Origin of the sequence: Arthrobacter sp. CAL618 (assembly GCF_000468215.1) — a bacterium.
Lineage (GTDB): Bacteria > Actinomycetota > Actinomycetes > Actinomycetales > Micrococcaceae > Arthrobacter_D.
Genome location: NZ_ASZW01000055.1, coordinates 1 through 10,715, shown reverse-complemented (window position 1 = coordinate 10,715; position 10,715 = coordinate 1). Strand labels below are relative to the sequence as shown.

Genomic DNA, 10,715 nt, shown 5'->3' with positions numbered 1-10,715 from the left:
CCAAGGAAGCCGCCGAACTGGTTGTCCGCCACGGCGGTTCGCTCTCCGGCGAACACGGTGACGGTCGGGCACGCTCCGAACTGCTGCCGCTGATGTACTCCCCGCGCATGCTGGCGGCCTTCGCCTCCTACCGGCGCGCCTGGGACCCGGAGGGAATACTCAACCCCGGCTCCCTGACCGATCCTGATCCTATGGACGGTAACCTGGCGTTGGAGGGCATTCCGCAGCGGCAGTGGCGCACCAGCTTCGACCTGCGCCCGCTCGGCGCCGGCGGCGGATCCACCACCGAGACTGACGCACCGGAAAAATCCGCGGGCAGCGGCACGGACCCCTGGGTACACGCGATCCAGAGCTGCATCGGAGTGGGCCGTTGCCGCACGGATTCCGGCGGCGTGATGTGTCCTAGCTACCGCGCCACCAAGGATGAAAGAGATTCCACCCGCGGCCGCTCCCGCGTGCTCCAGGACATGGTCCGCGGCGCCCGCACTGTGGAGGAAGGTTGGAAGTCGGAGGAGGTCCGCGAAGCCCTGGATCTTTGCCTGTCCTGCAAAGCATGCTCCAGCGACTGCCCCACCGGCGTTGACATGGCCACCTACAAATCCGAATTCTTTTCCCACTACTACGCGGGCAAGCTCCGCCCGATGTCGCACTTGTCTCTGGGCTGGCTGCCCCGCTGGCTCAAACTCACGGGGCGGATCGCGCCGCTGGTCAACGCTGTGATGTCCACTCCGCTCGCCAAGGCGGCCTCCGCACTGGGCGGGCTCACCACCCGGCGGGCGCTGCCCCGCTTCGCGGGTGCCGGTGAGTGGCGCCGCGAAGTGGCAGCTTCCGGCGTCGGGCCCATTACCAAGTACGACGACGGCGCCGGGCCGGATGCCGACGGCGTGGTGCTGTTCGTGGACACCTTCACCCGCGGCTTCCGGCCGGAGGTGGCAGGTGCCGCGGCGCGTGTTCTTGCCGCTTCCGGTTCCACGACGGAATGCTCGGCGGACGCCTGCTGCGGCCTGACCTGGATATCCACCGGCCAGCTGGACACCGCCAGGAAGCTGATGGGCCAAGCGGCAGTGGCGCTCGACGACGGCACGGACCGCCCCATCGTGGTGGTGGAACCCAGCTGCGCCGCGGCGCTGCGTAAGGATCTTCCCGAGCTGGTCCACACGGACCAGGCCCGCCGGGTGGCAGCCCGCGTGCGCAGCTTCGCATCGCACATAGAAGAGCTCACCCAAACCGGCTGGATACCCGCACCGGCAGAGCCCCTTCCGGAGCGAGTGGTGCTGCAGACACACTGCCACGAGTACTCCGTCTTCGGAGCCGGCATCCAGCGTTCGGCGCTCGGCGCGGTGGGCGTGGAGAGCGTCGTGGACGCAACCGGCTGCTGCGGTGTGGCCGGTAACTTCGGTTTCGAAAAGGAGCACTTCGACGTCAGCATGCTGGTGGCCGAGCAGTCGCTGGCCCCGGCGCTGCGCCAGACGGAGGTCGACACTGTGGTCCTCACCGACGGCTTCTCCTGCGCCATGCAGGTCAAGCAGCTCGATGGTTCCAGGCAGGGCCGCCATTTGGCCCAACTTTTAGACCCCGGCGAACAGGCGGCAGTAAACTCCCGGCGCAGCCGCCAGCCACTCCCTTCCACCCACGAAAAGGATCCCTCATGAGCATCCAGGCAACCACCGACCCGCAGACCTCGCAGAAGGCGCTCGACGCCGTCGCCAAGGTCAGCACCAATCTTTACATTGACGGAGAATGGGCCGAAGCGGCTTCCGGCGCACGGTTCGACGTCATCAACCCCGCTACCGAGGGAGTCATCGCTTCCGTTGCCGACGGCGGGCCCGAGGACGCCCGCCGGGCGATCGAAACGGCCGGCCGGGTGCAGAAGCAGTGGGCCAAGACCGCGCCCCGGGAGCGCAGCGAGATCTTGCGCCGTGCCTACGACCTGATTATGGCCCGCCAGGACGAGCTGGCTCTGATCATGACCACGGAAATGGGCAAGCCCTTCGCCGAGGCCAGGGGCGAGGTGGCCTACGCTGCCGAGTTCTTCCGCTGGTTCTCGGAGGAAGCCGTCCGTATCGGCGGTGACATGACCACGACCGGTGACGGCAAGAACCGCATCCTGGTCACGAAGGAGGCGGTAGGGCCATGCGTCCTGGTGACGCCGTGGAACTTCCCGCTGGCGATGGGTACCCGGAAGATCGGCCCCGCCATCGCAGCGGGCTGCACCATGGTCTTCAAGCCGGCCAACCTCACCCCGCTGTCCTCGCTGGCGCTGGCGGACATCTTGATCGAGGCCGGCCTTCCCAAGGGCGTGCTGAACGTTGTCACCACCACCAAGGCCTCCGACGTAGTGACCCCGTGGATGGAAAGCGGCATTGCCCGCAAGGTCAGCTTCACCGGTTCCACCGGCGTGGGCGTGCGCCTGCTGGAGCAGGCTGCCAAGAACGTGATGCGCTCCTCGATGGAACTGGGTGGAAACGCACCCCTCATCGTGTTTGAAGACGCTGACCTGGACCGCGCCGTGGAAGGTGCGTTCGCTGCCAAGATGCGGAACATGGGCGAGGCCTGCACGGCCGCCAACCGTATCTTCGTCCAGCGCTCCGTTGCCGCCGACTTCTCCGCCCGGCTCGCCAAGCGCCTGGGTGAGCTGAAAGTGGGCGACGGCGCAGTGGACGGCACCGATGTCGGACCCCTAGTGGAGGAGAAGGCACTGAATAAGGTCCAGGAGCTCGTGGATGACGCCGTTTCCAAGGGCGCCACCGTGGTTTGCGGCGGGTCCCGTCCCGAGGGTAAGGGCTACTTCTACTCCCCCACTGTGCTGTCCGATGTAAGCTCCGACGCGGCGCTGATGAGCGAGGAAATCTTCGGCCCGGTGGCTCCGGTCATCCCGTTCGACACCGAAGAGGAAGTGCTCCGGCTGGCCAACGACACCCCGTGGGGCCTGGCCAGCTACGTGTTCACCCAGGACCTGGACCGCGCCTTCCGCGTCGGTGACGAACTCGAGGTGGGCATGGTTGGCCTGAACACGGGCATCGTCTCCAACCCGGCGGCTCCGTTCGGCGGCATCAAGGCCTCCGGCCTGGGCCGTGAGGGCGGACGCGTGGGTCTGGACGAGTTCCTGGAGATCAAGTACATGGCCATCCCGCGCGTCTAAGCATCGCAAACCAGAAGCCGCTAGCCATGATCATGTGCATCGGGATGGCCAGCACAAACAGGCCAATCAAGGAAAAGAAACCACATTGGCTTGCCTCCGATCTTGTCGGAGCGGGCGCCGGCCAGCGGAATCATCAGCATCACGGCAATCTGCCCCACGAACATCAGAGTCAGCACCGTATTGGCAACCATACCCACCGAACCCTCAAGGTACGTAGGCATGTAGGTGAGCGCCAGCATGGGGGCGCCAATAATGCCGCACCAGGTCCTTTGCAGCTGTGCTCGTGGCCGGTTCCGGCTCTCCGCTGGCCGCCAGTTCCCGAAAAACCGGGGTGACTTCAAGCCTGTTACGCAGGTACATGCCGATAATACTCACCGGACCGCAATCAGGAAGGGAAGCCGCCAGCCCCCTTCGGTCATGGCACCTTCACCCAGGATCAGCATGCAGAGCAGAACAACGAGGGAACCGAGGGCGAAGCCGCCCAGCGTGCCGAACTAAAGGAAGATGCCATAAAAGCCGCGCTTCTTGTCCGGCGCGTATTCGGCCATGAAGTCAGCCGCACCGCCGTACTCTCCGCCGGTTGAGAATACCTCAATCATTCGCAGCAGGATCAGCAGGGCCGAGGCCAGCCAGCCGACCAGCGCGTGCGTCGGGAGAAGGCCAATTGCGAAGGTCGGGGCTGCCATTACAATAATGGTCAGCGCCAGGACCCTCTTGCGTCCCATCCGGTCGCCCAGGGGACCCCAGAACAGCCCGCCCAGCGACCGCACCAGGAAGAAAGGGCAAAGGAGGCGAGCGTCCAGACTCTTCCCACGGCGCCTTCGCCGGGGGAAGAAGTTGGCGGTGATGTATGTGGCGGCTACAGCGTAACGCCATAATCGAACCATTCAGTGGCATTACCCATAGCCGAGGCAGCGATGGCCCGATGGAGCACTTTCTTGCCTGCTCGGGACGTTTCGTCTGGAGTCGTGAACCCCGCGCCCGGAGCAAATGTGTCGTTCATCAGATTACGCCCCTGTCCCCTTGTCGAGGCAACAGGTAGGAAAGTTATCGGGGCACAGCAAAGGGCCGTTGGCACATTGCACCGGCGCCCTTCTGGGAAGGCTCAGGGTGTATCGAAGGCGATTAGGGGATCAGCCGCATCAGCGCGTCATCCATATGCTCGGCCATGAGCTTCTCGGCGAGGTCCGAGTCACCGCGGGAAATAGCCTCTGCAATGCCCTTATGTTCGGCAATACGCCGATCGGCCGTGTCGTAAGTGCTCTTGAGGGCATTGAGGCACATCTGCGTCTCCGTCAAAAGTGTGTCATGCATTTTCTTCAGGCGTGGACTCCCTGCGAGCTCTACCAGGAGGGCATGGAAGCTCATGTCCGCTTCTGTCATCGCCTCGCTGTTCGGGGACTCGGCGGTGTCCTCCATGGCTCGCACAGTTTCCATCAGCTTGGCGGCGCTACCCTGGGGGTCCGTACTGATCACGCGGCTGATGGCGGCAGCCTCAACAGCGGAGCGGGCCAGATAGATGTCCCGGAAGTCGTCCTCGTCCATCGAGACCACAAAGAGGCCCCGGTTTCGATGACTGACCAGCAACCCTTCCTGGGTGAGGCGCTGCATGGCCTCGCGCAGAGGGCCGCGGCTAACGCCGAGTTCTTTGGCCAGTTCAGCTTCTCCGAGCTGGACGCCCGGAGCGAAGTCACCGCCGGCAATAGCATCGCGGATTTTGCGGGCGATAATGACCGGAGTGGACTCCTGTACGACCGAGCCTAAGGCTCCCCTTTTCATCCTGTTTCCGTCCTTGCTGCGATGAGCTCCACCAAGCGGACCCGGTTGAGTTCTGGAACTTTTAGCGACCACTGCCATCCTGTCTCATAGTTGACAATTTAATAGTTTACTAGATGTTTAATTGCTATTGGATTCAGTGGTCGTTGGCGATCAGCGATCCTTTTCGGGGCGTGCCGGTCAGCCAGTTATGCCAGATTCCGCTGCGAGGGCCAGGAGCCGTGCGACGACGCAGGCTTTGACACCTTCAAGGGTGCGCCCGCCGTGTTTTTCGAGGGTGGGTTGGCCCCAGGTCAATGACGGCCGAAGTGGCCTCGAAGCTTCGTCTCCACTCGTCCGGCCCCGCCGGCCACTAAATCAAGGGACGCTTCGCTGTGAGCTGGGTTACACAACCCAACGCTTTGTGTAGTATTGTCAACAATACTAATGTAATTAAATTTGAGACGCCGCCCTTACAAAGGCTGTCAAGGGGAAGCCCGGACACCGAGTATCCGGCGGCCTCAGAAGAGTCTGGACTGGAGCTACGAAATGATCATTGGTGTCCCCGCAGAAATTAAGAACACCGAGTTCCGGGTGGCGATCACCGCCGCCGGAGTCCATGAGTTCCGCACGCACGGCCACGCGGTCCTGGTGGAGCGCGGCGCAGGGCTAGGCTCGGGCATCACGGACGAGGAATACGCCATCGCCGGCGCAGAGATCGTCACCGAAGCGGACGATGTCTGGTCCCGCGCTGACATGGTCATGAAGGTCAAGGAACCCATCAAGTCCGAGTACCACCGCTTCCGCAAGGGCTTGATCCTCTTCACCTACCTGCACCTCGCCGCCGAACCCGAACTCACCCGGGAGCTCATCAACTCCGGCGTCACCGCCATCGCCTACGAAACCGTGCAGGTAGGCCGCGCCCTCCCTCTGCTGGCCCCCATGTCCGAGGTAGCCGGCCGCCTCTCCGTGCAGATGGGCGCATCCTCTCTGTTGGCCCCTGCCGGCGGCAAGGGCGTGCTGCTCGGCGGCGTACCCGGCGTCCGGCCCGCCAACGTGGTTGTCCTGGGTGCCGGCGTAGCCGGCACCAACGCGGTCGCCATGGCCCTGGGCCTCGGCGCCGACGTCACCATCCTGGACATCAACATCAACCGCCTGCGTGAACTGGACGCCCTGTACCGGGGCCGACTCAAGACGGTTGCGTCGAACAAGTACGAGATCGAGAAGTCAGTGGTGGACGCGGACCTGGTGATCGGTTCCGTCCTGATCCCCGGTGCCAAGGCGCCCAAGCTGGTGACCAACGATTTGGTGGCCCGCATGAAGCCGGGCTCAGTCCTGGTGGACATTGCCGTGGATCAGGGCGGCTGCTTCGAGGACACCCGCCCCACCACGCACCAGGAACCCACGTACAAGGTCCACAACACCATCTTCTATTGCGTGGCCAACATGCCCGGCGCCGTGCCGAACACCTCCACCTACGCGCTTACCAACGTCACTCTTCGGTATGCGGCGGCCCTCGCGAACCTGGGCGTCAAGGCCGCCTTCGACCGCGACCCCGCCCTCGCCGCCGGCCTGAACATCGCTGCCGGTCATGTTGCCCACCACTCCGTGTCCGAGGCCCACAACCTACCCCTCGTGGCGGACTGGCACGAACTGGTCTCGGCCTAGCGCTTGCTGCCCCAACTCCCAAAGGACGCTATATGATCCGGAAAAGGGCGACGCCTACGCTCCGGCTGTTGTGGCCGCTCCTTCTTTAGGTTGTTCCCCTCGATTCGATAACGGACATCCGGCCCCAGCCGACTTTCTGCCCGCGATGCACACCTTGTAGCGAATTCGTTCGTATCCGCAATAACGGAGCGTAACTTGGTCAGTTGTGACTGTTAATTGGGAATAGCGGTTAATTGCGGTCTGGTATGGCGGTTCAACTGATTCCGATTGACGAGGGTTGAGCGTGCGGCTTTGGCGAACACATCGGTGATTGTTTTGGCTAGCTCTTTGGTGGCTGACGGCTAATCGGCAGTGTTAGATCAGCACGACCGTGATACCCAGGACGATGAGCACTACACCTGCTACGGCATCAATGACGATCGGTCCGGAGCCGGCGGTGAGTGACCGACCGACCCGGTCGGCAACCGCGGACAGTAGCGCACCGTAGAGCAGGATGCAGCCGGCAACTGTTGCCACGAGCAGGGTGTGGTCGATCGGACTGGGCGACTGCGGGAGAAATGGTGGCAGTAGTGCCAGAAAGAAGAGGCCGGTCTTCGGATTCGTTAGTGAGCTGATGACGCCAGTGATGTCGATATTGCCAATGAACCCGGACATGCCGGGCCTATCGGAGTGCCCGGATACCGGCGGGAGAAGCTCATCGATGACGACTACATGGTGGTTCTGCCCCAGGCCCATCCCTTGGCTCGGCAGGCAGAGATGGCGGTTGTCCAGTTGGCAGCAGAATCGATGGTCGACCTCGACGTCTTCGGCGGGCCTACCGGTGAAGTCATTGACCATGTCACCCAGGCTGCCGGCTTTACCCCCAATTATGTGGCCCGAGCTGAAGACCATTACGGCATTCTGGCCATGGTCACGGCAGGAGTCGGGGTCACGGTACTACCCCGGCTCGCCATTGGTGACCTTCCCAAAGGGCTGACCGCACGGCCACTCGTCGATCCCACGCCCGTACGACGGGTAGTACTCCTTATCCGCCGGGAGATCGAGCACCTCGACCATGTCGAGATCATCCGCCTCGCTATCCATCGCCAGGCAAGCATCAACCGAGGTTACGCGCGGGACCGCCGACCAGCACCCAAGGACGCTAGATGATCCGGAAAATGCGACGCCTACGCTCCGGTTGCTGTGGCCGCTCCTTCTTTGAGCTATTCCCCTCGACTTAGTAACGGGCGCACCGTTCCCCAGTAGACTTTCTGCCTGCGATGGACAGCGGGTTGTAACGAATTCGTTCGTATCCGCAATCACGGAGCGTAACTTGGTCAGTCCAGCAGAAACATGCCCGATTACGTAGCGGAAATCAGTACCGGTTTCTATGTTCCGCTTCTACTCGTTGGAGATGAGTTCTGGTTCGCTCAGCGTTGTGGGCGAACTGTTGGTGTGACTGTCCGCTAGGAATGGCGACTAATCACAGACTTGAGTGGCGATTGCGCTGTTCCGCAAGCCGGTCCCCCACCGCAACGCACGTTTCTAACCAGGTTTTCGGTTAAGACATTAGTGCCGTCTGACTAGGAGATTCGCGTATACCCCGCCCGAGAAATTGTCTCGCTTTGGTGGCTCAAGTGTGATTGGCAAGCTATTGGGCTAATTCGATGAGCTGTGGGCCATTGTGCCCACTGAGCCGACTTCGTTGCCGATGACTCGGGGCACCAGATGAGGCTCGGGCACGGAGCTGACCAGCTCTCGGACTTGGTTCTTGACCGTGGTCGCCGGGTCCAGCCAGTCCGCTTGGAGGACTTTGAGGATGATCAGCGGTGAGCGTTCGTGGATATGCCCCAGCGCGTCGGTGGCCGACGTCGAAATAGCAGTGGCAGTGACCAACCACTTATCCGGGTGCTCCTCGGGCAACTCGGGATTGGGCCAGAACTCATAAAGGCCAGCTACGGACAACAGCTCGCACTCGCACCTGCCAGGGCAGGTAGATCGGGAAGAAGCATCATCGCGGTGTGTCATTCTGATCCCCATTGTTGCTGGGCGGGTCTTCCGCGCAATCAGGGCGCGATGCGCCGGGAGCTGACCAAACTTTCGTTCGGCGCTCCTCCGTCGCTCATCTCCTCCCAAAAGTTCGGCCCTCTCCCGGTCCCCCAAGTTGCACTCCGGCCCCTCATGCCCAGCAGTGACTCCTCTATCAGAACGGCACCAGGAGGGAAAATCGTTCGAAAGAACTTTTACCAAAGTCATGTACCTTCCCCGCCACTGCGCCATGAAGTAGTAAGAAAGCCCACCAAGGGCTTCAGGAGAGAAAGGAGGTGACCCTGCACTGGAAACGGTAACCCACCCACCAGAACAGGCACACCCTGTTCACCATCTGAGCCAGTTTGTGCACAGTCAGAGAGCGAAACAGCCTCTGACTAGGGGAAACACTGTGCCCGAAGTGGGACTTGAACCGGCTTTCAGCCCTTGCAAACACTGGCCTCCCCCGAAAACCTCCCCAAACCTCCCCAAACCGGCACCGATCCGCCCCAGTCCGACACCCAAGGTGTGCACAATGTGCACACCCCTTTTTCTGCCCTGTTGTTGCCGCACCTGCTCGGCACCGTCGCCCTTGCCGGAGACCTACTACCTGTCCTGAGGGTTTGATCAGACTGAGAAGACAGGCGGTCCCGATATAGGACGAAGTCTCGGGTGAGTCCCAGACCAATACAGAGATGTGTACGCTCTGAAGCCGTGAGACTCATGATGTACGAACCTCCTTTCTCGAATATCTCATCGAGGAAATGACGAAAGCGCACATGACTAATGCGTGCAATGTCGCGAGATCGAAATTGACTAGTAGTCGCGTGAGATGCCTCGCGACGAACGACTATGAACTCCCTCGGGCGGATTCGCCACGGTACGAATGGTTGGGCCCCCGTTAGCAGTCCAGTGGCTATGCGATAGCTAGTTGGTTTCCTGCGGTCCAGTTTTCCCAGTAAGCCGACGGTGTCATTCCATCGAGGGATCCATGGGGCCGTTCATGATTGTAGATCTGTTTCCATTCATCGGCCAGGTACTTTGCTTCGGCCAGGGTGTCGATGATTTCCCCGGTGAGTTGTTCCCTTCTGAATTGGGCGTTGAATGACTCGGCGTACCCGTTCTGCCACGGCGACCCCGGGTCAATAAAAGCGGTCTCCACCCCCGCGGTTTGGCACCAGCTGATCAGCGCCGCGGCGGTAAATTCCGGCCCGTTATCCGAGCGGACATACGTCGGCACGACACCGGTTTCGGCGATGATGTCCTCGAGCACCGCGACCACATCCGTCGCGGTGAAAGACCGCCGCGGGATGATGGCCAGGGCGGTACGGGTGTATTCATCGATGACGTTGAAGAATCTCACATGGCGCCCGCAGGAGGTCACATCGGATTGGAAGTCAAAGCTGACCACATGCATCGGATACTGGGCAGCCAACCGCTTCTGCTCACCAGCCCCTGGCCCAGTCCGTCGCTTCTTTCGCGCCCTGGGCTTGCAGGTAAGTCCCTCGAGTCGCCACAGCCGGCGCACCCGCTTCGCGTTCAAGGCCACCCCATGCCAGGCTGGCTGGCTGAGTAGGTGCCAGCGCGCCTTCCGCCACCCCCACGCCGGATGCTTCCCCGCAACAGCCCTCAGATCGACCCGCAGCCGGTGGTCTTCGAAGCTCGCGACCGGCCGCCCCTTGCGCAACGCGGAACGGTTCTGGCCCAGGATCTTGCAGGCGAGTCTTTCGGACGCCCCGAACTTCTCCTGCGCCATGCGCACCGCACGCCGCCGAGGTTCCGGGCTCAAAATTTTCCCCGCGCCACCTCATTGAGTATGTCGATGGTCAGTTCCTTCTCCGCAACCAGCTTCTTCAGCCGGGCGTTTTCCTTCTCGAGCTCCCGTACCGCTTTGGTCTGGCCGGCGTTGTGCTCGGAACCGTATTGGTTCAGCCACCGGTACCAGGTCGCTTCGGTAACCTGCAGTTCCTTCACGACCTCAATCATCGGCCGTCCATCGTTGAGCATCTTCTGGCCCTGCCGGACCTTCGCGATGACCTGATCAGGGGTATGTCTACGTGCCATATCGGTGAATTTCCTCCTGCACCCATTATCGGATGCGAAACTCACATAATCACTGGACTCCTACCCGGGGACCCAACCA

General features: G+C 62.0%; 10 protein-coding genes and 1 pseudogene. 4 read left to right on the top strand and 7 right to left on the bottom strand.

Going from position 1 to position 10,715, the window contains the following annotated elements; translation table 11 throughout:
• Both K728_RS23010 and K728_RS0103370 read left to right on the top strand, forming a co-directional pair.
• On the top strand, window positions 1-1,652 hold a 1,652-nt coding region (locus tag K728_RS23010), incomplete at its 5' end, for a (Fe-S)-binding protein (RefSeq protein WP_443110912.1).
• Window positions 1,649-3,142 (top strand): NAD-dependent succinate-semialdehyde dehydrogenase, encoded by a 1,494-nt coding sequence (locus K728_RS0103370; RefSeq protein ID WP_019482251.1) that lies wholly within the window; start codon window positions 1,649-1,651, stop codon window positions 3,140-3,142. The genes K728_RS23010 and K728_RS0103370, both read left to right, overlap by 4 nt.
• Window positions 3,143-3,162: 20 nt before the next feature.
• Here K728_RS0103370 and K728_RS21760 read toward each other — a convergent pair whose 3' ends face one another.
• The 4 genes and pseudogenes from K728_RS21760 to K728_RS20835 all read right to left on the bottom strand — a co-directional run.
• A complete protein-coding gene (locus K728_RS21760; RefSeq protein ID WP_024475856.1) occupies window positions 3,163-3,381 on the bottom strand; it encodes a hypothetical protein in 219 nt (72 codons plus the stop codon).
• A gap of 255 nt (window positions 3,382-3,636) precedes the next feature.
• Window positions 3,637-4,029, bottom strand: a complete 393-nt coding sequence (locus K728_RS21755; RefSeq protein WP_237742080.1) for an MFS transporter — start codon at window positions 4,027-4,029, stop codon at window positions 3,637-3,639.
• Between the two features lie 238 nt (window positions 4,030-4,267).
• Window positions 4,268-4,921 (bottom strand): GntR family transcriptional regulator, encoded by a 654-nt coding sequence (locus K728_RS0103355; protein WP_024475854.1) that lies wholly within the window; start codon window positions 4,919-4,921, stop codon window positions 4,268-4,270.
• Between the two features lie 133 nt (window positions 4,922-5,054).
• Window positions 5,055-5,206 (bottom strand): annotated as a pseudogene (locus tag K728_RS20835) (IS982 family transposase); the annotation flags it as partial.
• Window positions 5,207-5,446: 240 nt separating this feature from the next.
• On the opposite strand from K728_RS20835, the gene ald reads away from it, so the two are divergent.
• Entirely contained in the window at window positions 5,447-6,565 is a 1,119-nt protein-coding gene (gene ald, locus K728_RS0103350) for an alanine dehydrogenase (RefSeq protein WP_024475853.1), read from the top strand.
• 354 nt (window positions 6,566-6,919) lie between these two features.
• Here ald and K728_RS21750 read toward each other — a convergent pair whose 3' ends face one another.
• Window positions 6,920-7,219 (bottom strand): LysE family transporter, encoded by a 300-nt coding sequence (locus K728_RS21750; protein WP_024475852.1) that lies wholly within the window; start codon window positions 7,217-7,219, stop codon window positions 6,920-6,922.
• A gap of 15 nt (window positions 7,220-7,234) precedes the next feature.
• On the opposite strand from K728_RS21750, the gene K728_RS21745 reads away from it, so the two are divergent.
• Window positions 7,235-7,714 carry a LysR substrate-binding domain-containing protein gene (locus K728_RS21745; protein ID WP_024475851.1) on the top strand — a complete coding sequence of 160 codons (480 nt, stop codon included), beginning with the start codon at window positions 7,235-7,237 and terminating at the stop codon, window positions 7,712-7,714.
• 489 nt (window positions 7,715-8,203) lie between these two features.
• On the opposite strand, the gene K728_RS21130 is transcribed toward K728_RS21745, so the two are convergent.
• Window positions 8,204-8,509 carry an SOS response-associated peptidase family protein gene (locus K728_RS21130; RefSeq protein ID WP_051317599.1) on the bottom strand — a complete coding sequence of 102 codons (306 nt, stop codon included), beginning with the start codon at window positions 8,507-8,509 and terminating at the stop codon, window positions 8,204-8,206.
• A 979-nt stretch (window positions 8,510-9,488) separates the two neighbouring features.
• Window positions 9,489-10,636 (bottom strand): IS3 family transposase gene (locus K728_RS0103330; RefSeq protein WP_116779319.1). Its coding sequence is split into 2 segments (ribosomal slippage): window positions 9,489-10,372 and window positions 10,372-10,636, totalling 1,149 coding nucleotides; the frame shifts between segments, so codons are not numbered across the junction.
• Window positions 10,637-10,715: the final 79 nt, after the last annotated feature.

What these genes read in the sequence shown, in the direction of transcription:
- K728_RS0103370 (WP_019482251.1), top strand. Translation starts at nt 1,649, where the DNA reads ATGAGCATCCAGGCAACCACCGACCCGCAGACCTCGCAGAAGGCGCTC.
- K728_RS21760 (WP_024475856.1), bottom strand. Translation starts at nt 3,381, where the DNA reads ATGCTGGCGCTCACCTACATGCCTACGTACCTTGAGGGTTCGGTGGGT.
- K728_RS21755 (WP_237742080.1), bottom strand. Translation starts at nt 4,029, where the DNA reads ATGGTTCGATTATGGCGTTACGCTGTAGCCGCCACATACATCACCGCC.
- K728_RS0103355 (WP_024475854.1), bottom strand. Translation starts at nt 4,921, where the DNA reads ATGAAAAGGGGAGCCTTAGGCTCGGTCGTACAGGAGTCCACTCCGGTC.
- ald (WP_024475853.1), top strand. Translation starts at nt 5,447, where the DNA reads ATGATCATTGGTGTCCCCGCAGAAATTAAGAACACCGAGTTCCGGGTG.
- K728_RS21750 (WP_024475852.1), bottom strand. Translation starts at nt 7,219, where the DNA reads ATGTCCGGGTTCATTGGCAATATCGACATCACTGGCGTCATCAGCTCA.